Origin of the sequence: Capnocytophaga cynodegmi DSM 19736, from assembly GCF_000379185.1 — a bacterium.
Taxonomy (GTDB): Bacteria; Bacteroidota; Bacteroidia; order Flavobacteriales; family Flavobacteriaceae; genus Capnocytophaga; species Capnocytophaga cynodegmi.
Window position 1 is genome coordinate 29,898 of record NZ_KB900715.1, and the last position, 24,254, is coordinate 54,151.

The window sequence follows — 24,254 nt, forward strand, 5'->3', positions numbered from 1 at the left end:
AATGAATAAAAAAATACTATTTAAAGATTTAGGCAATAAAGATTACAAAGAAACTTGGGATTATCAAGAGTCTCTTTTCCAATCAATTATAGAAGTAAAACAAAAAAATAGAGCCGAAAACACTCAGCTCCCAACTCCTAATTATTTTCTGTTTGTGGAACACCCACACGTGTACACATTAGGAAAAAGTGGAGACATATCCAATCTGCTAATAGATGAAAAAACACTCGAAAAGAAGGGAGCTAAATTCTATAAAATAAACAGAGGAGGCGATATTACTTATCACGGACCAGGACAAATTGTTGGGTATCCAATTCTGGATTTAGACAATTTTTTCACTGATATTCACAAATACCTTCGTCTTTTGGAAGAAACTATCATTCTAACTTTGAAAGATTATGGCATAGAAGCTACTCGTAGTGAAGGAGAAACAGGCGTTTGGATTGATGTAGGGACACCTTTCGCAAGAAAAATTTGTGCAATGGGTGTAAGAAGTTCTCGCTGGGTTACAATGCACGGATTTGCCTTTAATGTCAATGCAGATTTGGGTTACTTTGACAATATTATCCCTTGTGGCATACGTGGCAAAGCCGTTACTTCACTTAATGTAGAACTTGGTAAGAAAGAAGTTTCCATCAGTGAAGTAAAAGAAAAAATCATAAAATATTTTCAACAACTATTTGAAGCTGAATTTATTAGCGCACAAAACTAATCAACTTCCTCATAATCAATATACTCACCCACTTTCTTTTTAGATTGTGGGTTTGTTTGTGAATTGTTATTTATCGTTTGGCTTTCTTGTGTTTTCCGTTGATACTGACTTTGAGCCTGTTGGAATTGCCCTCCAAATTTCTTTTCTATTTTCCTTAGAAAATACTTCATCATATACGGAGCCAAAACTCGCATCAGAACACGTAAGCCAATAATAATCAGAATAATAATAAACAAGGTTTTTATAAACCCTGAAAAAGAAGCCTCTATAATCATTTTTTGTAAGTTTCGGGCAAAAATAGGAAAAATAATCAACAATTAGCAATGCACAAACAAAATTTATAAAACCTCAACATAAAGAAAATATCCCCACGTATTAAAATCAAGAAGCCCTATATTATTATTACATCTTTTTATAGCAAAATGTATTGTTTTTTAAACAGATAAGAGTATCTTTGCAGTTCAAATTCAAAAAAGAAAATAATAAATAAATTTAATTGTTATTTAGTTACAATTTTTCTTTTTACTGAAATTCGTTGTGATATGATTCGCCTATTTATAACACTCTTAATCATTATATTACCCATTTCTGTACAGGGGCAATATACAGATATCATTAATTCAAACTTACCAGGAAACTCACAAAGTGCCTATTCGGTCGGAGGACGAGTTCTTCAATTTGAAGGAGGTTTGTGGATTGAACAACGAAATCACAAACAAATGTTTACGGATATGACTATTTTGGGAGTAAATTATTCCGTGAGATATGGCATTCTGTCAGACAGACTGGAGTTAATGTTTAATGGTACAGCCGCTTATGATAATGTTCACTATTATCGTTTTATAAATGAAAGGACTAACAATTTTGGCTTTGTAAATAACACTATCGGAGCTAAATACTTAATTTACACTCCAAATACAGACGATAAACCCAACATCTATAGCTGGAAAGCAAACAATTCTTTTCATTGGCGAAGATTAATTCCTGCAGTGGGAATTTATGCTGGAATGAATTTTTTGCCAAACAAACGTTACTTTTACGAAGAAGTTGACAGGCTTTCTCCAAAAGTGGTTCTTTCGCTTCAAAGTCAGCCTTCTTCTCGTGTGGTTTTGGTCGGAAATTTAATAGCAAATCGTTTTCTAAGTAAGTATCCTGAATTAGGTTATATTTTGACTTTGACACACAATTTGGATAATGGTCGGTTTAGCATTTTTGTAGAGTCGGAAGGTATCCAAAGTGGTTACTATAGTGACCAAATTACACGATTGGGCGGAGCTTACTTATTTACCAAAAATATTCAAGTAAATGTTGATTTAGGAGCAAGTTGGAAAAATACTCCTTCGCGATATTCAGCTTTACTCGGTTTTTCGTATCGTATTGATAACCACAAAAATTTTGTAAAATCACAGCAAGAAGAAAAACTAAAACCTACCAAAATAAAAAGACAGAGAAAACCGAAAAAAGAGAAGAAAAAATGGCTGATATTTTAGTTAAAGAAATATTTTCTAAAAAAGATTTAAAACAATTTGTAAAATTCCCTTTCTCGCTATATAAAAATAACCCATATTGGATTCCTCCTCTTATTGATGAAGAATTGGCTTCTTTCGATAAGACGAAAAATCCTGCTTTTGACAATGCAGAAGCTTTCTTCTATTTGGCTTACAATCAGAAAAATGAAATTGTAGGTCGTGTTGTTGCCATTATAAATCAGTATGATATAAGCCAGAATATTGCCAAAATACGTTTTGGATGGCTTGATATGATTGATGATATAAATGTAACTAAAGCTTTACTTGATAAAGTTTCCGAAAAAGGTAGGGAACATCAACTGAAATATATGGAAGGACCTATGGGCTTTTCCAATATGGATAAAGTAGGTGTTATGACAGAGGGCTATGACCACGTTGCCAGCACAATAACTTGGTACAATCTTCCATATTATAAAGAACATTTGGAAAGGTTGGGAATGATAAAAGAAAAGGGATTTGTAGAAACTTACTTTTTATTGAGTAGTGTAAATGCGGAGATATTTAAAAAAACCGCTGAAGCAATCCGAAAACGATACCAAGTTCGTGTTATTCCCACAAACACAAAAGAGGAAGTTCTGAAATACGTGGACGCAATGTTCGATTTGTACAACGAAAGTTATTCAAAATTATCGTCATATGTTCCTGTTACTGAACGCCAAAAGAATTATTTTAAGAAGAAATATATTCCGTTCATAAATCCTGAGTATATTCGTTTTATTGAAAATAAAGAAGGAAAATTAATCAGTTTTGCTATTGTTCTTCCCTCTTTTGCAAAGGCTTTACAAAAAGCAAAAGGAAGTTTATTCCCTTTCGGATTTTGGCATTTGCTAAAAGCAAAAAAAAATCACGATATGGTAGAGTTTTTCCTAATTGGGGTAGCTCCTGAGTATCAAAGCAAAGGAATTCCCGCATTGCTTTTTGATTACTATCATCCTGTTTTTCAGAGAAATGGAATCCATAAATGCATAATAACTCCTGAACTGGAAGACAACCTTGCCATTCAACAACTTTGGAAAAGCTTTAACCCTGTAACATACGCAAAAAGAGCTACTTACAAAAAAGAAATTTAATTAACTAAAAAAATATAGAAATTAATAAATTAAAATGAATTACATTCTTCCATTTTTATCTATCATAACAGGTTTTGGAACTGTTCTTATCTTCAAGCCTAAAAACCAAAGAAATATAAAATTATTATTAGCCTTCAGTGGGGCTTTCTTACTTGCAATGACAGTTTTTACGCTCATTCCAGAAGTTTTTCACTCGTTAGAACACTCCCACGAACACGACATTCACGACCATAATACAGGTAAAAAAATCGGACTTTGGATTGTAATAGGGATTTTACTACAAATTATATTGGAATTTTTCTCGAAAGGTGCTGAACACGGTCATATGCATCATCCTCATTCTGAACTTAAAAATGCATTTCCCTGGTCTCTGTTTATTAGTTTGAGTATTCATTCTATTTTGGAAGGTTTCCCTTTACATCATCACCATCATATGGTTTATGGAATTTTCGTACACCACTTACCTATTGCTATGGTGCTCACTATCTTCTTCTTAGATTCTGGAATAGGACTTAAGAAAACTTTTATTTTCTTGATATTATTTGCTTTAATGACTCCTTTTGGAACGTTACTTGCTGAATTCATTCCGCAATTAGGACGTTATCATATTCAAATATCTGCAATCGTTATAGGAATTTTCTTGCATATTTCATCAGTAATCTTATTTGAAACATCTGAAAATCACAAATTTAACCACATCAAACTTGGCACAATTATTTTGGGATTTGTAGCAGCGTATTTCACCTAATAAAATGATTAACAAATCATTATAAAAGAAGTATTTTCAGTATTTTCTTCATAAAAAATTTTGAAATGAATTATTTTCTATTTTAACTTTTTTTTATACTTTTGCACCCGTCTCAAAGGGGTGCTGCGTTTGTGGCTGAGATTATACCCATAGAACTTGGGCTGGTAATGCAGTCTAAGGAAACGAAGTCAATAATAAGTGGCTTGTTTTTGCTTTTTGGGTAGCGGAAACAGGCTTTTTTATTCATTCCATAAAATAATTACCTCTTTTATTTTGTAAAAATTTCATTTTACTGATGAAAAAATTATTTTTTATGGGAGCGATGAGCCTTATTACTTCGGCTTATGCTCAAACAATCGAGTCTGAAAAAGATTCTACAGAACTAAAAACCATCAAATTAGACGAAGTACTGGTTTCGGCAGTAAGGGCAAAACAAACTTTGCCAGTAACTTTCTCCAATTTATCGAAATCAGACATCGCAAAACGCAATCAAGGACAACAAATCCCGATGCTTTTAGGGAACTTGCCTAACGTAGTTTCATATTCGGAAGACGGAACAGGCTTCGGAGCGACCTACCTTTCTGTCCGTGGAAGTGACCTTTACCGAACCAACGTGACTATCAATGGTATTCCGTACAATGACTCAGAATCACAAGGAACTTTTTGGTACAATCTTTCCGATTTTGCTTCTTCCGCAGAGAATATCCAACTTCAACGTGGTGTAGGTACGTCTACTAATGGTGCAGGAGCTTTTGGGGCAAGTTTGAACGTACTTACTGATGCCGTTTCGGAGAATCCATATGCCGAAATTGCAAATTTCTACGGAAGTTACAACACACATAAGCATATGGTAAAACTTTCGACAGGAAAAATCAATGAGCGTTTTGAGCTTTCGGGACGTTTTTCAAAAATCAATTCTAACGGATACAGAGACAGAGCTTCGTCTGATTTGAAATCCTATTTCTTACAAGGAGCTTATTCTTACAAAAATACGCTGATTAAAGCTTTGGTTTTTGGTGGAAAAGAAAAAACACAACTTACTTGGATAGGGATTGATGAGGCAACTTTAAACAAAAACAGAAAATACAATCCTGCTGGAAAATACAAAGATGCAGAGGGCAACACTCGTTTCTATGACAATGAAACGGATAATTATCAACAAGACCACGCTCAACTGCATTGGGTAGAAAAATGGTCTCCTTTTTGGACAACCAACTTGGCTTTTCATTACACCAAAGGTCGTGGACATTGGGAAATGTACGAAACTTGGGGCGGTGCAACCTATGACAAACACCAAATCACACGATACGCCTTAGATAACGATTTCTACGGAGCTACATTATCTTCTAATTTCAAGAAAAACACTATTGATTTGATATTTGGAGGAGCTTTCAACAAATATGATGGATTACATTTCGAAGAAAGAGTATGGTCGGAAGAAGCTTCAAAACCTTATCAAGAAATTGTAGACGAAAATTGGGGATATAAAAAAGATGGTTCCGCTTTTGCTAAAATGACTTGGAAATTTGCTCCTCAGTGGGATTTATTCGCTGATATTCAACACAGATACGTTCACTACAAAGCCGATGAATACAAAGCTGACAAAGCATTTAATTTTATCAATCCTAAAATAGGAGTTAGTTTTTCCTTAAACGAAAATAATTATTTTTACCTATCGTATGCCAAAGCCACCAAGGAGCCGAATCGTAGCGACTACAAAGCGGCACACAAAGAGTATAAAAAAGCCAAAAAGACAGACCCTTCCGCAACAATAAGAGAGCCTCGACCTGAAAAATTGAACGATTTTGAATTGGGTTGGAGATACAACACCCCGAAAGTAAAAATCAACACGAATTTATATTATATGCTTTATAAAGACCAATTGGTACTAACTGGTCGTTTGAATGACAAAGGGTATCCAATTCGTGATAACAGCGGAGATAGCTACAGAGCTGGACTTGAAGTAGATGCTACTTTACTACTTTCCGACAAATGGATTTGGCAACCAAATGTATCTGTCAGCAGAAATAAAAATATTGATTTTCACACTATAAAAGAAGGAAAATCGGTAAATATAGGAAACACCAAACTATCATATTCTCCTGAATTTGTGGCTTCAAGCTCATTAACTTTCAAACCCATTCCAAACTTTGGTGCAACATTGTTAACCAAATACGTAGGAGAGCAATATATGAGCAACATTAACGAAGAAAATTCAAAATTAAAATCTTACTTTGTTAACAACTTGCACTTATCGTATGAAATAAATCCATTAAAATTCTGTAAATCAATAGTGATTTCAGTTACTGGAAACAACATTTTGAATGCAAAATATGTAGCCAACGGAACTTTTGAAGATGGACAAGCTGCTTACTTCCCTCAAGCCGAAATCAATTATCTGGCAGGGTTAACGCTATCATTTTAGAAAATAATTTTAATCATGACTCAAAGTACCTTTTCTGTTAAAGAAGAGGTACTTTTTCATATTTAAAAAAATTTGTTTTATCTGTTTTATATGCATACATTTGCCTCAAAACATTTAAGTTAAATATTTTACTGTATGCAGAAGTTTGTAAAATCGGCGGCGTTGGCTTTTTTAGGCACAATGCTTTTCCAAAGTGCTGAAGCCAGTTCTTTGGAAAAAAATAATGGCATCTATGTTATGCCAAAAGATTCTTTATCTCTCGAAAAAGCTTTGCCTTTTGATAATGAGGTAAAAACAGGAACATTACCTAATGGTTTCCAGTATTTTATCCGTAAAAATGTAGAGCCTAAAAATCGGGTTACAATGTATTTAGCTTTCAAAGTAGGTTCTATTTTGGAAACAGAGTCCCAATTAGGATTAGCCCACTTTTTAGAGCATATGAATTTCAACGGACTAAAACATTTCCCTAAAAATGAATTAGTTAATTACTTACAAAGAGCAGGAGTTCGATTCGGTGGAGACTTAAACGCTTATACTGGATTCGACCAAACAGTGTACCAGCTACCCATAGCTTCTGATGATCCTGAGTTACTTAAAAACGGATTACAAGTAATGCGAGACTGGGCACAAGATGCTTTGCTTACTTCTGAAGAAATTGACAAAGAAAGAGGTGTAATCTTGGAAGAAATGCGAGGAGGAAGAGGTGCTCATCAGCGTATGCGCGACCAATATTTCCCGATGGTTTTCAATGGCTCTCGCTATGCTAATCGTCTTCCTATAGGAACAGAACCTATTGTTAGTAATTTCCCTTACGAAGAATTAAGAAAATTTCATAGAGACTGGTATAGACCTGACTTACAATCTCTTATTGTAGTTGGAGATATTGATGAGGCTTATATCGAAAAAGAAATTAAACGTTTGTTTTCCGATATGAGAACAACTCCAAATGCTCCTAAAAGAGAAGTTTACAAAGTTGATTTGTTGAACAAAAATCAGTTTATGGTAGTAACTGACCCTGAAATGACGGCTACTGTGGCTCAAATTATGATAAAACATCCTGAGATGAAAGCTAAAACTATAGGAGATTATCGTCAGTTGCTTATGAGGTCAGTTTACGGACAAATGTTAAACGCTCGTTTAGGAGAATTGCTTCAATCTGCAAATACACCTTTCTTAAGAGCACACGTTAGCATTAGTGGTTTCCTTGGAGGTTTGGATATGTACGGGGCAACTGTGATGGCAAAACCTAACGAACTTGAAAAGGGATTCAAATCTTTGGTACGTGAACTTGAACGCATCAAAAAACACGGATTTACAAAAACAGAGTTTGATAGAGTTATCACTAGTATCCAAAAATCAAACGAGACTTCGTATACTGAACGTGATAAGAAAACATCAGGAGAGTACGTAGACCGATACTTAAATTACTATCTTGAAGGTCAACCAGCTATGAGTAATGAGGATAGCTATCAACTTACAAAAAAATTACTTCCTACACTTACACTAAAAGAAGTTGAAGCTTTGGGAAGACACTATTATGCAGACATCAATCGTGACATTCTGATAATGGCTCCCGAGAAGGATAAAAGCTCATTACCTAATGAAAGTCAAGTTAATAAGTGGATTTCCGAAGTTGAATCAGAAGCTATTGCTGCTTACGAAGATAAAGTTTCAGACCTACCTTTACTTTCAAAACAACCTCAAAAAGGAAATATCATCTCTAGCAAAGAACTAGCGGAAGTTAAAGCTAAAGAGCTAACTCTAAGTAATGGTGCGAAGGTGGTTCTTAAACCTACAACATTCAAAAATGACCAAATATTGATTCGTTCGTACAGTCCAGGAGGAATTTCATTGTATGGAGATAATGATTACTTCTCTGCCTCTTACGCAAGTGGATTGGTAAATGCAAGTGGATTGGGACAGTTGAACTCTGTCGAGCTAACAAAATATATGACAGGTAAAAACGTATCAGTTAGTGCCTACATTGGGGAACTTAACGAGGGCATTTCAGGTCAAAGTGATAAAGAAGGACTCAAAACAGCTTTTGAATTAATCTATGCTTTCTTTACTGAACCACGAATTGATGATGATGTTTTCCAAAGTATTATCGCACGAAGTATTTCTTCTATGGCAAATCAGGAAAACGACCCTAACTTTGTTTTCCAAAGAGATATGCTAAAACGTTTGTACAACGGAAGTATTCGTCGCACTCCTATTACAGAAGCCAACCTGAAGAAAGTTGATAAAAATCGTGCTTTGAGCATTTTCAAAGATCGTTTTGCTGATGCTTCTGACTTTACTTTTGTTATTACAGGTTCATTTACTGAAGAGGAAATTAAACCTTATTTAGAAGATTATTTAGCTGCTCTTCCCAACCTAAAACGTAACGAAAAAGGAAAAGATTTGGGACTTTACGAACCTAAAAAAGGCTTCAAACATACTACCAAAAAAGGAAAAGAGGAGAAAGTATCTGTAATTCTTTCATATATTGGAGATTACAAATACAACGATATGGAAAATATCAATATGCAGGCATTAGAAAGCGTACTAACTTTAAGATTATTGGAGCGTTTGCGTGAAGAAGAAGGTGGCGTGTATGGTACAGGAGCAAACGTTTCGTATTCTAAATTTCCAAAAAATAGATATTCTGTTGAAATTGCTTTCGGTACAGCAGTTGATAAGTATCAATCTTTAATCAAATCTGCTTTTGAAGAGATTGAAAAAATTAAAAAGAACGGACCAACACAGGAAGATTTGGATAAATTTAAAATTGAGCAAGAACGCCAAATGGAGCTCATCGTAAAAGAAAATTCTTTCTGGAGTAGATATATTTTAGATGGGTATCAATTACAAAAACCACTAAGAGAACCTAATAAATACTTAGAAGACCTGAAAAAAGTTACAAGTAAATCTGTACAAAAAGTTGCTAATAAGTATCTTAAAGAAAATAGTTTATTTGAATTCATTTTACTTCCTGATAACGTGAAGTAATTTCATTTAACAATAAATAAATTAAAAAAATCTCACATAAAAAGAAAGGTACAAATATTATGTTTGTACCTTTCTTTTTATCTTACATCCAATAATTAGAATTTTCCTGTTGTTCGTTTGATTCTCTCAAAATTTGTTTAATTTCATCTGTTGTTTTTTTGAAATAATCAGCCAAATCCTTCACAAAACGATCATAATCTCCCTCTTCACCGGATGAAGGTGATGTTAAAACATGCACAGGAAAATACTGATCAAAGTCTGTTCCACTACGAACCAATAAATCATCTGATGGAGCATTAAAAGGATAACTACCTTTACTTTTATCGTTATTGATATATTTTGTTCCCCTTTGAACATGAAGTAATCGAACTCTCAAATCAAATTTTGCATACGGAATGTTAGGTGTGAAATATCCTTTTAATCCTAACGCATCATTCGACAATTCTGATTTTTTAGTACTATTTCTCTTATCAATAAAGCTTCCCAACATAACATCTTCAGGATTAGTATCACGATATACGTAACTTATTAATTCAGATGTTTCAGAAGAAGTTTGATTCGTTTTAGTATTTAAATAATCTTTTACAGTAAAGAAATGTTGATGGATAGGCAACATTTCAGAATTTGTAAATTCTTTATTCATTCGCTCACCTTTCGCATTATAGTAGATTATTTCCATGGCATATTGTCCCCCTGAAATCATCAATATCGGCTCTTCACCTTGTGCCAACACCTTTCCGGCTTTATTCTTACGAACAATATTTGTTCCATCAGTTTCAAAAATGAATTCCTGAGTTGGATATAACAAATTTTCAGGATTAGCGTGAAAATTCTGCCCGTGTAAGTGTCCTCTTCGGATGGTAAAAGTTACTTTACTCCACTCATCGTGTCCTTTATCATTTCGCTCATCGATTGGAGCTGGTGCATCTTTTTCACAACTTACAAGCGTCACTGTTACAAACGCTAAAATTCCTGTTTTTAATGTTTTTATAAACTTTTTCATTGATTTAAAATTTTAATTATATTATTATCTTTTTATATTTTTGAAGAAATCACTAGGCATATTGAAAGCTATTTCAATACTATATGTTTTACTTTCATAATCGTATTCCATTGATATTTTCGGAGTATTCTTAGCCTTTGAGCTATTACTTGCCAAAGGTTTTGGATTATTTATCCAAAATATTAGTCCATCTGCTTCAATATTAGGGTTATCCATTGATTGTAAAAAATCTGCATAACCATCTCTTTCCACAAAATAGGGAGGATTTCCTGCCTTTTTACGAACATACTGAAACGCCTTTTTGGAAGGTTGTAAAGCACTGAAACGCACGTGAAAATAATCAAAAACTTTTTTAAATTCGGTACTTGTCGCTTTCATTCCAGCATCATCTAATGGTGTTATTTCAAAATACGAAACTCCATCGTACAAAGTATATGGAAGTTGATCCAAATCAGCTACATTTTGAAAATGTGCTTTAACTTCATATTTATTGAAAGGAGATTCTTTTGCCTCAGCTATAAAGGTCAATTCGGTAATATCTTCATCGGCTTCTTCCAATTCATCTTCATTCTTTACAAAAGCAACTTTATCGGCTTTCAATTTATCGATAAATTCCATTTTTGGTTTCCCTATATAATTATTCAAAATGTTCAATTGCAAAACATTCAAGGGATAAATCGTTGCATCAAAGGTAAACTCTTCTTTTTCTTTTACAGAAGGCTTATCTACTTCCGAAGAATTATCCTTGTTACAGCTCATTATTAAAGTAGCAAACATTACTACTACAAAGCTAAATCTAACTATGTTTTTCATTATTTAATTTTACTTTTATTTGTTATTAAATTCGTTTTGAAAGTTTCTATTACCGAAATAGTATTCTTCAGTTAAAAAACATTCTTTTTTACATTAAAATTATCTTTTCTTTTAAAAGAAACAACTTGCTTCATACAGAAAACCATTTGCTTCACATCAGGAATTACCTGCTTCATATCAGAAATTGTTTGCTTCACTTCGGAAATCACTTTCCGCAGTTAAGAAATCTTTTCCGTAAGATGAAAAACTTCCTTTCTGATATAAGAAACAATCTGACCGACATCGTTCATTATTCACTCCACATCGTTTATTTCATTCTTCATTTAGAACTTATAAGTCAATCGAAGTTGTACGTTTCGCCCTAAGTCGTGAGCATAATATCGGAAGCGGTTGGTGTATTCCTTATACAATCTATCAAAAAGATTCTCAATGGAAAAATGTACCGCAAGTGATTGCGTTTGTCCAAACGGAAAACGGAAACCTCCCCCCACATCGAGCAAATGATACGCATCAGGAGTTGTGCTTACCAACTCTTGTTTCGGGTCGAAACGCAGTTGTTTTGCAACAAACGTATGCTTTGCCGAAATGTACACATTATGAAGCTTTCCCATCTTCGGTAATTCCCAATGCAACTCCTGTTGGATTCTCTCCGAAGGAATGAAAGGAAAATACCGCTTCGTTTTGAGTTCATTAGCATACACCACCGAACCTTGCAAACCATACTTCCATTGAGGTAAAAACTGATAGCTCATCTCTAAATCCACCCCGCGAAAGAAAGCATCGGCTTGTGCGTAACGAAAAATCGGATATACTCCTGAAAAAAGCGTTTTGGTCTCTCCAGTCGGTGCATCGTAAATATAGTTTCTGATAAGTTGTGCAAAGAAATCCACATTAAGCAACCATTTTTCCTGCTCGAACTTTACCGAAGTAATCCATTTTACGCCTCGCTCCGATTGTAAATTTTCATCGCCAATATCGTACGTTCCTGCCCCGTGATGAAGTCCATTGCTATACAATTCGCTCACGTGAGGCGAACGCCACGCCACTCCTACATTAGATGTGAACGACCATTGCTCACTTGGAGCATAGCTTCCTCCAACAGAGTACGTTATATTGTGAAATGAATGATTTCCTCCGTAACGTTGCGAAAAAGCGTTGTAACCATCGGCATTGAATGATTTATAATCGTACCGAAGTCCGCCTTCTATTTCCCAAACTCCGCCATCATACTTTTGAATAGCGAAACCTCCGTATCCAAAAGAGGCAAAATTCGGAATCACTGGAACAACTCCCGTACCAGGTGAATTATAATTGACCTGTTGTGAGGCACTTACTCCAAGATGAGACTTCCATTTGCCATAATGATTCTCCCACGAAGCATCAAATAAATGTGTTGAAAGTTCCATATTCAACGCTGGGATGCGTGTTCGCTCCAATCGGCGAACGTTGAATTCTTTTCGGATATCATCTTGGAAAGCATACTGAGCTGTGAACTTTCCTCCGAAAGGAAGTCGCACAAATCCTTTTACTTTCAGCAAATGATGCGTAACTTCTTGCTTAGGTGCTTCTATCTGATAGGAAAACGGATAAGTCGTTAGCGGACGTCCGATTTCAAATCGGGCAAGTAGGTCATCTAAATTCCCAATATGCGAACCATAAAAAACACCCGTTTCATTGTAATACCGACTATAGAAAGCCTCCACTCCCCATTGCTCCTTTTCCACGCCAGTTGCTACAGAAAAGTTTTTTTCTTGCTGAGCAGTATTATTCAGATGATAATCTGCCGTCTGAACATCTCCAGACCGTTTCGCACTTGCCTGAACTCGCCACGCCCATTGCGGAAGACTTGGCACAGCTGTTTCGAGCTTCAAGGAAGTTGCCATTTTTCGTCCGTTAGATGCCCACGAAGGAGAAACTTCTCCGTGAAGAGCATCGCCATACGGAAGTTTTTCAGGCGAAATAACAACAACACCTCCCAAAGCATCGGAACCATATCGGACAGCATCGGCACCTTTCACCACAGCAATGCGATTTGCCATCGCAGGGTCGATTTCAGGTGCGTGGTCTGCTCCCCACTGTTGCCCTTCTTGCCGAACTTCATTATTAAGTATGAGAATTCGGTTGCTATGTAGCCCGTGAATTACGGGTTTTGCGATAGTGGCTCCGGTTTGTATCATCGACACTCCCCGAACTGAAGCAAGTAATTCGGCTAATGATTCCCCTGATTTCTTTTGTAGGTCATCTTTACCCAAAACAGAAGCAACATTATTGCGAGATGTCATTCGGTTTTGCAGATAAATGACAGTTTCATCTAACTGATTGACACTTTCTTTCAATTGAATCACCAATTGTTCCTTCTGAGGAATTTCTATTTTTGTTTGATAATCCTCAAATCCCAGATAAGTAACTTTAAGAGAATATGTTTGCTTTTTCAAATTCGAAATAGAAACATTCCCCTGACTATCTGAAACATAGTGTTTCCCAGCAAAATGAATTACTGCCCCGATAAGTGGTTGTTTTTGTTCATCTTCAATTTTCAGCCGAAGTGTTTGTTGCCCGTAAATACAACTACAAAAACTGAAAATCAAAAGACAAAAAATATTTTGCATAAATTATTTCTATTAAAAGTACAATGAAGCATATGCTCAATGTGTTGAAACACAAAGGCACGAAAAGTTATGTCGGAATAGCGACATAGTTTTTATCTATTTGTTACGAAATAATTTGAGAAGGCGGACCTCGTGTAGAAATATAGATATCAAAACTCGTTGTATCATCTTTTGTGGTAAAAAACTCAACAACGAAATTTTCATTAGGTATACTATAAATAAAGTACGATTGTATAAAAAACGTGTGAAGTTGATGAAAAATACAATCGTGATGATGCTTATGTGAATGGGAAAAATGTGCTTCGTGATGACATTCTTGTCCTGTTGCGAGAGTACACATTTCCTCTGCCGAATGGTGACAATGATGTTCGTGAAAGAACTCACCAACCGGAAAAGCAACCTTCAACATACTGAAAAGTAAGCAGAAAGTGATGAAATGCTTATATGATTTTTGTAATTTCAATTAGATTAACTCTCTTCTAAATTTGCTCATCAACTAAATAAGACAGCCCACAAAGGTATGAAAAATATATTTATTATGAATAAATTATTTTATCAGCAAAACAAAAAAGCCTGATGGAAATACCATCAGACTTTTTGAAATGAAATAATATCTTAATTAAACGTTTATTTTACTCTTTCAACAATAGCTTTAAAAGCTTCCGGATGATTCATTGCTAAATCAGCAAGAACCTTACGATTAAGCTCAATATTATTAGCTTTCAATTTCCCCATAAATTGAGAGTATGACAACCCGTGAAGTCTCGCTCCTGCGTTGATACGCACAATCCACAAAGCACGGAATGTTCTCTTTTTATTACGGCGGTCTCTGTAAGCATATTGCATTGCTTTTTCAACAGCATTCTTAGCTACCGTCCAAACGTTTTTTCTGCGACCAAAGAAACCTTTGGCTTGCTTCATTATTTTTTTTCTACGAGCTCTACGAGCTACTGCATTTACTGATCTTGGCATAAAATTTTAAATTTTTGTAGTAGGTGGCTCTTTCAAACTCTTTTATTACCTAACTCCATGGTTATTAAATTCCCTTTGGGGCTAAAAATATCTCTACTTTGAAATACCCCGTAGCATCATTTACAAAAGATTTATTTCAAACCTAATTGTCTCTTAATACTTGCTTCATCATTGGCGTGAACCAATGTGGTGTGTGTTAATTTTAGCTTACGTTTTGTTGATTTTTTAGTCAGAATGTGACTTTTGTAAGCATGCTTTCTTTTAATTTTCCCTGAGCCTGTAACTTGAAAACGTTTCTTAGCCCCAGATTTGGTTTTAATTTTTGGCATTTTGCTTTTGATTTTTTTTAGATATTATTTCATTATCGATTAATCGCTTTTTAAGCGGGTGCAAATATACAAATTATTTCTTTTTAGGCAAGGGAGCAAGAAACATTGTCATTCTTTTTCCTTCTAACTTTGGCATTTGCTCAACTTTTCCAAACTCTTCAAGGTCAGTTGCCAAACGCAACAACAGAATTTCACCTTGATCTTTATAAATGATTGAGCGTCCTTTGAAAAACACATACGCCTTCACTTTTGAACCCTCTTTCAGGAACTTTTCGCCGTGTTTTTTCTTAAATTCATAATCGTGTTCATCAGTTTGAGGCCCAAAACGAATCTCTTTGATAACTACTTTTGTAGCTTTTGCCTTAATTTCCTTTTCACGTTTTTTCTGTTCGTAAAGAAATTTTTTGTAGTCAATTACCTTACAAACAGGAGGCGTTGCATTTGGTGATATTTCAACCAAGTCTAACTCCAATTCTTCCGCAATTTCCAATGCCTTACGAGTAGGATATATGCCTGTCTCGACATTCTCCCCTACCAAACGGACCTCTGGAACTCGAATATCACGATTTATCCTATGAGGTTGTTTGTCGTCTCTACCCTGTGTGTTAACTCTCTTATTAATAACTATTTATTTTTTGATTAGTAATCTATTAATCCAAAATCAAAATTCATCAAAATTTTGATTTTCTAATTTCATTCCTTAAACTTCTTAATACTTTTATCAATCTCTGCTTGAACAATTTTAACAAACGCTTCAACAGAAATACTTCCCAAGCTTTCTCCCCCGTGTTTTCTGACAGAAACTGTGGCTTCTTTTTCCTCATTTTCACCCACAATCAGCATAAACGGAATTTTTTGAGTTTCTGCCTCACGGATTTTTTTACCAATGGTTTCATTACGATTATCAATCAGTGTGCGAATTTCGAAATTTTCTAACAAATTCAAAACTTTTTGAGCATATTTTTCATATTTTTCACTCAAAGAAAGTATTATCGCCTGATTTGGCATCAACCAAAGTGGGAAATTACCCGCTGTATGCTCCAACAAAATCGCCACAAAACGCTCCATACTTCCGAAAGGTGCTCGGTGTATCATAACAGGTCTATGCAATTCATTATCAGAACCTTTATACCACAAATCGAAACGCTCTGGCAAGTTATAATCTACTTGGATTGTTCCAAGCTGCCAACTTCTTCCCAAAGCATCTTTCACCATAAAGTCTAATTTAGGTCCGTAGAAAGCAGCTTCGCCTGTTTCAATCACGTAATTCAACCCTTTTTCTTTGGCAGCGTTGATAATTGCTTGTTCTGCTTTTTGCCAATTTTCATCGGAACCAATATATTTAGCTGGATTTTCAGGGTCACGCAACGACACTTGTGCTGTAAAATTCTCAAAACCAAGCGAACCAAATACATACAACACCAAATCAATCACATTTTTGAACTCTTCATCCAATTGTTCTGGTGTACAAAAAATGTGGGCATCGTCTTGAGTGAAGCAACGTACACGAGTAAGTCCATGAAGTTCACCACTTTGCTCGTAACGATACACCGTTCCAAATTCGGCAAAACGCTTAGGCAAATCACGATAACTCCAAGGTTTTGAGTTATAAATTTCGCAGTGATGCGGACAGTTCATCGGTTTTAGTAGGTACTCTTCACCTTCGTTAGGCGTTGCAATAGGTTGAAAACTATCTTTACCATATTTTTCCCAATGCCCTGAAGTTACATACAAATCTTTATGTCCGATATGCGGAGAAACAACTTGCTCATATCCAGCTTGTTTTTGTGCTTTCCGCAAGAATTGTTCTAAACGCTCACGAAGCGCTGCTCCTTTGGGCAACCACAACGGAAGCCCTTGCCCAACCTTATTTGAAAAGGTAAACAATTCTAATTCTTTCCCTAACTTTCTGTGGTCTCGCTTTTTAGCTTCTTCCAAAAGGGCTAAATATTCCGTCAAGTCTTTCTGTTTTGGGAACGAAATTCCGTAAACACGCGTTAACTGTTTGTTTTTTTCATCGCCACGCCAATACGCCCCTGCGATACTCAATATTTTTACCGCTTTTACAAAACCCGTATTAGGCAAATGCCCGCCACGACAAAGGTCTGTAAAAGTGGAATGATCACAGAATGTAATTGAACCATCTTCCAGATTTTCAATCAATTCTGTTTTATATGGATTTTCTTTGTAAAGTTCTAATGCATCTTTTTTACTTACAGAACGCATTGAAAAAGTATGCTTCCCTTTGGCAATTTCAAGCATTTTCTTCTCAATTTCTGGAATATCTTTTTCAGAAAAACTATGTTGTCCAAAGTCTACATCATAATAGAATCCGTTATCAATAGCAGGACCGATCGTCAATTTGATACCCGAAAAAGTTTCTTCCAAAGCTTGAGCCAAAATATGGGCAGACGAATGCCAAAATGCTTTTTTGCCCTCAGCATCATTCCAAGTGTATAAAACTAAACTTCCATCGGTGGTCAGGGGGGTCGTTATTTCAATCGTTTTTCCATTGTAACTTGCTGACAATATATTTCTTGCCAACCCTTCACTAATGCTCAAAGCAACTTCATAAGGAGTCGTTCCCTTAGCAACTTCCTTAACCGAACCATCTGGTAGCGTAATTTTAATCATATATTTATAGTTTTTGAAACAGCAAATGTATTAAAATTAAATCAATTTTTTTATCATTTTTCGAAAAGAAATTTAAACCTCTCTTTTTGAAAATTTGACAAATATATTTTTATTCGTTTTCAGGCTTCTCCTTTTTCTTTTCTTTTCTGTACAATGGGATTAAATAAGATAAACTATAGTTGTATGTGGCCCCAAACCTGCTTCCTTCTCTAACACGATTAAACCCTGGTATCCAGTAATTTGGAAAATCACCCTGTACATTCACAACCAAGAAACCTAAACGAACACTTGCTCCTGCAAACAAATTCTTCAAAAGTTCCACCTTCATTCCCAAGACAAGTTCTAGCCAATGAGCGGTTCGTCCGTCATAAGTTCTTAACCAATTAGAATTTTTTCCAACAACATTTCCTTTCCAATACTGATTATCTTTATGAATTGTGTAAGAATGAAGCTCTTGAGAGAATAAAGAAAAACCATATCTTCCTCCAACATAAATCATATTTTCCATTCCATACCAATTTCCGTAAGTATTATAATCCACTCCAAAACGAATAAATTGTCCCTTAGTTTTGTATGAAAAATAATCTTCCTGAGTGTTTTTTTGCTCCATTCCTAACTCTGCACCAATATAATATTTGTAATTGATGCGATAATCTCCTACAAATTCAATTCCATAGTAATTCTCATCAAGAAAAGAACGAATTGGTTTGCTAATATCCACTCCCACACGCAATCCATAACGCTGTTTATAGACAGATTTTTCCTCTTCTTTATCTTTTGTAACTGACTGAGATAAAATAGAATGTACGAACAAGAAATTAATGATAAATATGTACTTGAGCACTTGATTCATTTTTTACATTTGTATTTTTGACATTAACGGACTTTATCCAAGAATTATCAGAAGATTCTACAGAAGCCTTAAGTGTGTTGTAGACGACTCTAAAGCCACAAGCTTTACTAACAAACTCTTCTTCAATACCATAAGTAAAAGTCACAGTAGCAACATTTCCGGAAGTAATAGTACTTGATGCCGTGTCATAAACAGCGTCACTGACCATCACAAAAGTAGTACTCAAGGTTTCTATTTTTAAAGGCAAAGCGACAGAGTCAGTTGTTGCATTAGTTAAAATCAGATTATTATCTTTCCCATAAATAATCATATTATTTGCAGGTTTTTTATTGGAAGTCGCATCCACATCGTGAAAACGAACTACCAAACGTGGTGTATTTACTGGGCGGTCGCATAAATCATCTGATTCACACGCTCCCAAAAATACTGATATAATTGTAAAATAAATAAATCGTTCAAAAAATCTCATTCCTTCTTATTTTGAGGCGGTAAAGGTAAGAATTAATTAACAAAAAGAAAAAACTTATTTCAGACACAAACACAAAAAAGCCGCTTCTTAAAAAAGAAACGGCCAAAATTATCAAAATGAAGAAATGTTATTTTTTCTTTTTTGCTCCTTTTTCTGCTTTTGCAGCCTCTTGTGCAGCTTTCATCGCAGCACGTGAAATTCTCACTTGGCATACAACAGTATTGTCTGGATGCATAATTTTGTAATCTTCTTGTGGCAATTTTGTAACATATAACTTGTTACCCATTTCCATTCCTGAAATATTAACCTCAACAAAATCAGGCAATTTTGCAGGAAGAGCTTTCACTTTCAATTTACGATTAACAATACGCAAAATTCCTCCAGCCATAACCCCTGGAGAAGTTCCAGTGATTTTGATTGGCACTTCAATTGTGATTTCTTTATCATCGTGCAATTGGTAGAAATCAACGTGAATAATTTTGTCAGAAACTGGGTCAAACTGAATATCTTGCAAAATAGCAGCATATGATTTTCCACCTAATTCAATCGCAGCAGTGTACACATTTGGAGTATAAACAATGCTTTTGAAAGCTGCTTCTGGTGCTGAAAAATGCAGAACACTGTCTCCTCCGTATAACACGCAAGGCACCTGTCCAGCATTACGTAAGGCTTTGCTTGCCGCTTTACCCACGCTTTCTCTTTGAGATCCTTTGATTGTAATTGATTGCATATAAAAATTATTTAATTATTTACTTTATTCATCTTGTAGCTACCAAACAGAACTACATTTTTTCAAATTATGCTACAAAAATTTCAAAAAAACTAAATTTGCGAAATCTTTATATCTTTTTACATTATAAATTTTGAACTTATCGACGTATTTTCGTGTACTCTGTGCATAACTTCCGCAAACAAATCGGAACAACTAAGCACTTTTATTTTTTTAGATTCTCTTTTCAAAGGAATTGAATCCGTAACAATCAGTTCTTCCAATTGTGAATTTTCAATACGCTCATAAGCCTCTCCACTTAAGATTGCGTGGGTTGTTACAGCTCTGACACTCAAAGCCCCTCGTTCCTTCATTAGCTCGGCAGCTTTCACCAAAGTACCCGCTGTATCAACCATATCATCAACCAAAACCACATTTCTTCCTTCTACCTCACCTATCAATTCCATAGTATCAATAACATTGGCTTGTTTACGTTGTTTATAGCAAACAACAACTTCACTATTCAGATACTTAGAATACGCATAAGCTCTCTTCGAGCCTCCCATATCCGGCGAAGCCATACACAACTTCTCAAGACCTAAACTCTGGAGATAAGGTAAGAAAATAGTTGAGGCATACAGATGATCCACTGGGCGTTCAAAAAAACCTTGAATTTGGTCTGCGTGTAAATCCATTGTGATAATACGAGTAGCCCCTGCTGATTCCAGAAGATTCGCCACTAACTTCGCTGCAATCGGAACCCTCGGTTTATCCTTTCTGTCCTGACGAGCCCAACCAAAATAAGGCATTACCGCTGTGATGTGACGTGCAGAAGCTCTTTTGGCAGCATCTAACATTAATAACATCTCCATCAAATTTTCACAACTTGGATTAGTTGAACCAATAATGAAAACCCTTGCACCACGCACCGACTCCTCAAAAGAGGGTTGAAACTCTCCATCACTAAAACGTGAAATTTTCACTTCTCCCAAATGAGTTCCATACTTCTCTGCAATCTTTTTTGCCAACTCAACACTCTGTGTACAAGCAAAAATTTTTGATTCTGGTACTATATATGCCATAATATATTTTGGTGTATGATTGATTTATATCTGCTTTGCGGGTGCAAATTTATGAATTAAAAAATAATTTTTTGTGTTTTTATCAACTTTTTTTTGCATATAAAAAAAACTTATGTATCTTTGCACCCGAAATAAAGAAGGAGATGCCTGAGTGGCGGAATTGGTAGACGCGCACGACTCAAACTCGTGTTCTTCGGAGTGAGGGTTCGATTCCCTCCTCAGGTACAAGCAAAATCCCTTGATAATCAATGATTATTAAGGGATTCTTATTTTGTTATTTTCCTTTATTGATTAAGATTTTGAGATCTCAAACAAAAAATATACTTTTGTACCTCACATAAAATCAAAGCATTTATGAAATTAAAACACGCATTTTTCATCATATTAATAATCCTGATTATTGACCAATGGAGCAAAATTTACATCAAAACAAACTTTATGCTGAATGAAAAGGTAGAAGTTTTTAGTTGGTTTCAGATATTATTCATTGAAAATGAAGGAGCTGCGTGGGGAACAAAAATACCTGGAGAGTACGGAAAACTTTTTCTGACACTTTTCAGGATTGTAGCTGTTTTCGGAATTGGATATTGGCTTGTAGATTCAATAAAAAAGAAACAACCTAACATTCTGATTGTCTCAATTGCTTTAATCTTAGCAGGAGCTTTAGGGAATATTATTGATTCCGTCTTTTATGGAGTTATTTTTGACCATAGCTATGGAAATATTGCAACTCTCTTTTCTGATAATCCTTACGGAACATTATTACACGGAAAGGTTGTTGATATGTTTTATTTCCCTCTGATAGACACACAATTACCAAATTGGATTCCTTTTGGGGGAGGAGAAAGATTTCGATTTTTTGAACCTGTTTTTAATGTAGCTGATGCAGCTATTTCTGTTGCAGTGGGACTACTAATTGTATTCCACAAAAAAGCATTCCCAAAAAAATAAATACTTTTATTTATTCAAAATTTGAAAATTTCAAACGGAGTAACACAATAATCTAACGGAACATCAAACTCTAAGACATCTTTTATCTCCTCTTCGGGAGGAAAGAAAGACAAGCCTACTTTAATAGCATCGGAACGGCATTCTGAAAGAAATCGGTCATAATATCCGCCTCCATAGCCTATTCTATTCCCTTTTTTGTCGTAAGCAAGTAACGGAACGAAAATCAAATCTATTTTTGAAGGTGAAATTTCAAATCCATTTTGTGGCTCTACTACACCCCAACTATTCTTCTTTAAAATAGTTTGTTCTGTCAGCAAAAAATGACTTAAAGACTTATCTTGTTTATTCATTTTAGGCAAAATTATATCTTTATCTTTTCCGTAGAGAATATTTAAGATATATTCCGTATTTATTTCGTACATTTTTTCTATTGGAAGAAAGATATGATACGTTTTTAAATCCCAAATAGGCATTTTTAATAATTGATTTGCTATTTGCAGACTTTTTTCTTCAATTTCTGCTTGAGAAATTCCAGAACGTAACTGCATATAATAAGTTCGAAGCTCTTTTTTTTTCATTTTTAAGCTAAAAGATTAGAATTTCTTTAATTTTTTCTCGATTCCCATTGTATATATTCAAATCTATCTTGACTTTTGAGCCTGGTGTAATTCCATTTTCAGTAAATTGCCACATTTTCCAAGTATGAAGATATGTCGGAACAGGAACATTATTGTAATTAGCTATCCAAAGAGGGTATTCTTTAAACTTTCTGTGTAAATAATCCTCATAAAAACTGATATAAGTATAAATAATTGGCTTTACTCCATATTCTTTTTCAACAATATCTAACCACACTTGAATATCCTCTAAATACTGCTTTTTGGTTTTATGTTTGGGAAGTTTTTCCACATCTAAAATTGGAAGAAAGTCTCCCTTTTCAAGGCTTACAGTTTTTACATAGGAATTTGCCTGAAGAACAGGATCCTCATCGGGGCGATAATAATGATAAGCACCACGTATTAATTTATGCTTTTTTGCCTTTTTCCAAAAATAAGAGAAATTTTTATCCGTTGTATTATCTCCCATCGTAGCCCGAAATATAGCAAATTCCAACCTAATTGTTCCTTTACTCAAATGAAGGCTGTCCCAAACAATATCATCTCTCTCCTGATAATGAGATAAATCTATTCCAAAAACTTTGTCCTTATGTTTATTTATTATTTGCTCAATTCGCTGCTTTTCATACATCGTATTTTTCTTTTTTGAAGATATCTTGTTTATAATTTTCTGATAATGCGCAGGATAATGATGCCTAACATACAAAACACCTCCTACCGCAGCTCCAAGCAGCAATAAAAAAAGTAACAGAAAAACATTCCTCAAGGAACTTTTCTTTTTCCGTTGGGTAGATATTTTTCTTCGCTTTTTCATTGAGTTTATATTAAAATTTTGCTGAGTAAACCTCGCAAATATATAAATAAAAACAAAAAAAGAAAAGAGGTTAAATAATTAACCTCTTTTCCTTCTATTTTATTTTTCGTAGCGAAGACGGGATTTGAACCCGTGACCTCAGGGTTATGAATCCTGCGCTCTAACCACCTGAGCTACCTCGCCATAACACACCTTATTGGTTTGCGGGTGCAAAGATAATATTTTTTTTTATTTTACAAAATTTTCAAACTACTTTTATTTTCCTCAACGTACAAAATTTTAAGGTGCCAAACGTTCTATCTTCCAATCGTAATCATCAGTTAGCGTGTATCTGATGCGGTCGTGCAATCGGTTGGGACGACCCTGCCAAAATTCAATGGATTGTGGACGTACTAAAAATCCGCCCCAGTACTCTGGACGAGGCACTTCATCGGTATATATTTCTTCCAATTTTTTTAATTCCTCTTCTAGAAATTTTCTCGACGGAATGACCTCACTCTGCGGAGAAACCACCGCTCCGAGCTTACTCCCTAAGGGACGTGATTCAAAATATCCATCGGAAAGATTTTCTGCCAATTTTTCTGCTACCCCTTTGATAATCACCTGTCGTTCCATACTTGCCCAAAAAAAAGACAAACAAACATTCGGATTTTGAGTCATCGCTTTGCCCTTCTCGCTCAGATAATTCGTATAAAAAATAAATCCTTCGTAAGTATATTTTTTTAAGAGAACGACCCGTGTTTTCGGAAATCCATCAAGCCCAATAGTGGAAACAGACATTGCGTTAGTTTCATCAACTCCGCCATTTTCCTCAACTTCATAAAACCAAGTTTGAAACAATTGTATGGGATTGTCAGGAACGTTTGCTTCCAACAACTCCCACTTTTCGTAACTTTTTCGATATTTACTTAAATCTTCTTGCAT

At 35.0% G+C, this 24,254-nt stretch carries 23 protein-coding genes and 2 tRNA genes; 8 read left to right on the plus strand and 17 right to left on the minus strand.

Annotation, left to right across the window (positions count from 1 at the left end; all coding sequences use genetic code 11):
- Window position 1 precedes the first annotated feature (1 nt).
- Complete coding sequence (gene lipB / locus YW9_RS0105410; protein ID WP_026193841.1) at window positions 2–712, plus strand: lipoyl(octanoyl) transferase LipB; 711 nt, start codon at window positions 2–4, stop codon at window positions 710–712.
- On the opposite strand, the gene YW9_RS0105415 is transcribed toward lipB, so the two are convergent.
- Window positions 709–987, minus strand: coding sequence for a DUF4834 family protein (locus YW9_RS0105415; protein WP_026193842.1), 279 nt, complete (start codon window positions 985–987; stop codon window positions 709–711). The two genes, lipB and YW9_RS0105415, sit on opposite strands and share 4 nt — an antisense overlap.
- Before the next feature lie 267 nt (window positions 988–1,254).
- On the opposite strand from YW9_RS0105415, the gene YW9_RS0105420 reads away from it, so the two are divergent.
- The 5 genes from YW9_RS0105420 (at window position 1,255) to YW9_RS0105440 (ending at window position 9,475) form a co-directional block, all read left to right on the plus strand.
- Complete coding sequence (locus tag YW9_RS0105420; protein WP_018279176.1) at window positions 1,255–2,202, plus strand: transporter; 948 nt, start codon at window positions 1,255–1,257, stop codon at window positions 2,200–2,202.
- Window positions 2,187–3,311 (plus strand): hypothetical protein, encoded by a 1,125-nt coding sequence (locus tag YW9_RS0105425; RefSeq protein ID WP_018279177.1) that lies wholly within the window; start codon window positions 2,187–2,189, stop codon window positions 3,309–3,311. The genes YW9_RS0105420 and YW9_RS0105425 overlap by 16 nt, the downstream gene beginning before the upstream one ends.
- Before the next feature lie 34 nt (window positions 3,312–3,345).
- The gene (locus YW9_RS0105430; protein WP_018279178.1) at window positions 3,346–4,059 is read left to right on the plus strand and encodes a ZIP family metal transporter; all 714 of its coding nucleotides are present in this window, start codon (window positions 3,346–3,348) and stop codon (window positions 4,057–4,059) included.
- Between the two features lie 295 nt (window positions 4,060–4,354).
- Window positions 4,355–6,484, plus strand: coding sequence for a TonB-dependent receptor (locus YW9_RS0105435; RefSeq protein ID WP_018279179.1), 2,130 nt, complete (start codon window positions 4,355–4,357; stop codon window positions 6,482–6,484).
- Between the two features lie 135 nt (window positions 6,485–6,619).
- Window positions 6,620–9,475, plus strand: coding sequence for a M16 family metallopeptidase (locus YW9_RS0105440; RefSeq protein WP_018279180.1), 2,856 nt, complete (start codon window positions 6,620–6,622; stop codon window positions 9,473–9,475).
- 82 nt (window positions 9,476–9,557) lie between these two features.
- Here the strand turns inward: YW9_RS0105440 and YW9_RS0105445 are convergent, their stop codons facing one another.
- From YW9_RS0105445 to YW9_RS0105510, 12 genes are all read right to left on the minus strand, one after another.
- Window positions 9,558–10,478 (minus strand): hypothetical protein, encoded by a 921-nt coding sequence (locus YW9_RS0105445; protein ID WP_018279181.1) that lies wholly within the window; start codon window positions 10,476–10,478, stop codon window positions 9,558–9,560.
- Window positions 10,479–10,502: 24 nt separating this feature from the next.
- Window positions 10,503–11,291 carry a hypothetical protein gene (locus YW9_RS0105450; RefSeq protein ID WP_155848734.1) on the minus strand — a complete coding sequence of 263 codons (789 nt, stop codon included), beginning with the start codon at window positions 11,289–11,291 and terminating at the stop codon, window positions 10,503–10,505.
- A 323-nt stretch (window positions 11,292–11,614) separates the two neighbouring features.
- On the minus strand, window positions 11,615–13,900 hold the full coding sequence (locus YW9_RS0105460) for a TonB-dependent receptor (RefSeq protein ID WP_018279184.1): 2,286 nt from the start codon (window positions 13,898–13,900) through the stop codon (window positions 11,615–11,617).
- Window positions 13,901–14,003: 103 nt separating this feature from the next.
- A complete protein-coding gene (locus tag YW9_RS0105465; protein ID WP_018279185.1) occupies window positions 14,004–14,309 on the minus strand; it encodes a hypothetical protein in 306 nt (101 codons plus the stop codon).
- 218 nt (window positions 14,310–14,527) lie between these two features.
- Window positions 14,528–14,872, minus strand: coding sequence for a 50S ribosomal protein L20 (gene rplT / locus YW9_RS0105470; protein ID WP_018279186.1), 345 nt, complete (start codon window positions 14,870–14,872; stop codon window positions 14,528–14,530).
- Window positions 14,873–15,003: 131 nt separating this feature from the next.
- Window positions 15,004–15,201: a 50S ribosomal protein L35 gene (rpmI, locus tag YW9_RS0105475; protein WP_018279187.1), complete on the minus strand. Its 198-nt coding sequence runs from the start codon at window positions 15,199–15,201 to the stop codon at window positions 15,004–15,006.
- Window positions 15,202–15,274: 73 nt separating this feature from the next.
- The gene (gene infC / locus YW9_RS0105480; protein WP_111995082.1) at window positions 15,275–15,772 is read right to left on the minus strand and encodes a translation initiation factor IF-3; all 498 of its coding nucleotides are present in this window, start codon (window positions 15,770–15,772) and stop codon (window positions 15,275–15,277) included.
- 122 nt (window positions 15,773–15,894) lie between these two features.
- Window positions 15,895–17,835, minus strand: coding sequence for a threonine--tRNA ligase (gene thrS, locus YW9_RS0105485; RefSeq protein WP_018279189.1), 1,941 nt, complete (start codon window positions 17,833–17,835; stop codon window positions 15,895–15,897).
- 109 nt (window positions 17,836–17,944) lie between these two features.
- A complete protein-coding gene (locus YW9_RS0105490) occupies window positions 17,945–18,688 on the minus strand; it encodes a DUF6048 family protein (RefSeq protein ID WP_018279190.1) in 744 nt (247 codons plus the stop codon).
- A complete protein-coding gene (locus YW9_RS0105495) occupies window positions 18,654–19,157 on the minus strand; it encodes a DUF6452 family protein (protein WP_018279191.1) in 504 nt (167 codons plus the stop codon). Before YW9_RS0105495 ends, YW9_RS0105490 begins: the two co-directional genes overlap by 35 nt.
- 127 nt (window positions 19,158–19,284) lie before the next feature.
- Window positions 19,285–19,887 carry a 50S ribosomal protein L25/general stress protein Ctc gene (locus YW9_RS0105500; RefSeq protein ID WP_018279192.1) on the minus strand — a complete coding sequence of 201 codons (603 nt, stop codon included), beginning with the start codon at window positions 19,885–19,887 and terminating at the stop codon, window positions 19,285–19,287.
- A 119-nt stretch (window positions 19,888–20,006) separates the two neighbouring features.
- Window positions 20,007–20,948: a ribose-phosphate pyrophosphokinase gene (locus YW9_RS0105510; protein WP_026193845.1), complete on the minus strand. Its 942-nt coding sequence runs from the start codon at window positions 20,946–20,948 to the stop codon at window positions 20,007–20,009.
- 145 nt (window positions 20,949–21,093) lie between these two features.
- Between YW9_RS0105510 and YW9_RS0105515 the strand changes: the two genes are divergently transcribed.
- Together YW9_RS0105515 and YW9_RS0105520 are read left to right on the plus strand one after the other, a co-directional pair.
- Window positions 21,094–21,173: transfer RNA gene (locus YW9_RS0105515), tRNA-Leu, on the plus strand.
- A 129-nt stretch (window positions 21,174–21,302) separates the two neighbouring features.
- Window positions 21,303–21,899, plus strand: a complete 597-nt coding sequence (locus YW9_RS0105520; RefSeq protein WP_018279195.1) for a lipoprotein signal peptidase — start codon at window positions 21,303–21,305, stop codon at window positions 21,897–21,899.
- A 14-nt stretch (window positions 21,900–21,913) separates the two neighbouring features.
- On the opposite strand, the gene YW9_RS0105525 is transcribed toward YW9_RS0105520, so the two are convergent.
- The 4 genes from YW9_RS0105525 to pdxH all read right to left on the minus strand — a co-directional run bounded on the left by YW9_RS0105525 (window position 21,914) and on the right by pdxH (window position 24,254).
- On the minus strand, window positions 21,914–22,477 hold the full coding sequence (locus YW9_RS0105525) for a 5-formyltetrahydrofolate cyclo-ligase (protein WP_018279196.1): 564 nt from the start codon (window positions 22,475–22,477) through the stop codon (window positions 21,914–21,916).
- 7 nt (window positions 22,478–22,484) lie between these two features.
- Entirely contained in the window at window positions 22,485–23,330 is an 846-nt protein-coding gene (locus tag YW9_RS0105530) for a GH25 family lysozyme (protein ID WP_018279197.1), read from the minus strand.
- A gap of 109 nt (window positions 23,331–23,439) precedes the next feature.
- Window positions 23,440–23,513, minus strand: a tRNA-Met gene (locus YW9_RS0105535).
- Between the two features lie 96 nt (window positions 23,514–23,609).
- Window positions 23,610–24,254, minus strand: a complete 645-nt coding sequence (gene pdxH, locus YW9_RS0105540) for a pyridoxamine 5'-phosphate oxidase (protein WP_026193846.1) — start codon at window positions 24,252–24,254, stop codon at window positions 23,610–23,612.

Excerpts from the sequence above, each read along its gene's own strand:
- lipB (WP_026193841.1), top strand. The coding sequence starts at position 2 with ATGAATAAAAAAATACTATTTAAAGATTTAGGCAATAAAGATTACAAA.
- thrS (WP_018279189.1), bottom strand. The coding sequence starts at position 17,835 with ATGATTAAAATTACGCTACCAGATGGTTCGGTTAAGGAAGTTGCTAAG.
- pdxH (WP_026193846.1), bottom strand. The coding sequence starts at position 24,254 with ATGCAAGAAGATTTAAGTAAATATCGAAAAAGTTACGAAAAGTGGGAG.
- YW9_RS0105445 (WP_018279181.1), bottom strand. The coding sequence starts at position 10,478 with ATGAAAAAGTTTATAAAAACATTAAAAACAGGAATTTTAGCGTTTGTA.
- YW9_RS0105440 (WP_018279180.1), top strand. The coding sequence starts at position 6,620 with ATGCAGAAGTTTGTAAAATCGGCGGCGTTGGCTTTTTTAGGCACAATG.
- YW9_RS0105530 (WP_018279197.1), bottom strand. The coding sequence starts at position 23,330 with ATGAAAAAGCGAAGAAAAATATCTACCCAACGGAAAAAGAAAAGTTCC.
- YW9_RS0105420 (WP_018279176.1), top strand. The coding sequence starts at position 1,255 with ATGATTCGCCTATTTATAACACTCTTAATCATTATATTACCCATTTCT.
- YW9_RS0105495 (WP_018279191.1), bottom strand. The coding sequence starts at position 19,157 with ATGAGATTTTTTGAACGATTTATTTATTTTACAATTATATCAGTATTT.
- rpmI (WP_018279187.1), bottom strand. The coding sequence starts at position 15,201 with ATGCCAAAAATTAAAACCAAATCTGGGGCTAAGAAACGTTTTCAAGTT.
- YW9_RS0105500 (WP_018279192.1), bottom strand. The coding sequence starts at position 19,887 with ATGCAATCAATTACAATCAAAGGATCTCAAAGAGAAAGCGTGGGTAAA.
- YW9_RS0105490 (WP_018279190.1), bottom strand. The coding sequence starts at position 18,688 with ATGAATCAAGTGCTCAAGTACATATTTATCATTAATTTCTTGTTCGTA.
- YW9_RS0105450 (WP_155848734.1), bottom strand. The coding sequence starts at position 11,291 with ATGAAAAACATAGTTAGATTTAGCTTTGTAGTAGTAATGTTTGCTACT.
- YW9_RS0105425 (WP_018279177.1), top strand. The coding sequence starts at position 2,187 with ATGGCTGATATTTTAGTTAAAGAAATATTTTCTAAAAAAGATTTAAAA.
- YW9_RS0105415 (WP_026193842.1), bottom strand. The coding sequence starts at position 987 with ATGATTATAGAGGCTTCTTTTTCAGGGTTTATAAAAACCTTGTTTATT.
- YW9_RS0105525 (WP_018279196.1), bottom strand. The coding sequence starts at position 22,477 with ATGAAAAAAAAAGAGCTTCGAACTTATTATATGCAGTTACGTTCTGGA.
- YW9_RS0105520 (WP_018279195.1), top strand. The coding sequence starts at position 21,303 with ATGAAATTAAAACACGCATTTTTCATCATATTAATAATCCTGATTATT.
- YW9_RS0105510 (WP_026193845.1), bottom strand. The coding sequence starts at position 20,948 with ATGGCATATATAGTACCAGAATCAAAAATTTTTGCTTGTACACAGAGT.
- YW9_RS0105435 (WP_018279179.1), top strand. The coding sequence starts at position 4,355 with ATGAAAAAATTATTTTTTATGGGAGCGATGAGCCTTATTACTTCGGCT.
- YW9_RS0105465 (WP_018279185.1), bottom strand. The coding sequence starts at position 14,309 with ATGTTGAAGGTTGCTTTTCCGGTTGGTGAGTTCTTTCACGAACATCAT.
- rplT (WP_018279186.1), bottom strand. The coding sequence starts at position 14,872 with ATGCCAAGATCAGTAAATGCAGTAGCTCGTAGAGCTCGTAGAAAAAAA.
- YW9_RS0105460 (WP_018279184.1), bottom strand. The coding sequence starts at position 13,900 with ATGCAAAATATTTTTTGTCTTTTGATTTTCAGTTTTTGTAGTTGTATT.
- YW9_RS0105430 (WP_018279178.1), top strand. The coding sequence starts at position 3,346 with ATGAATTACATTCTTCCATTTTTATCTATCATAACAGGTTTTGGAACT.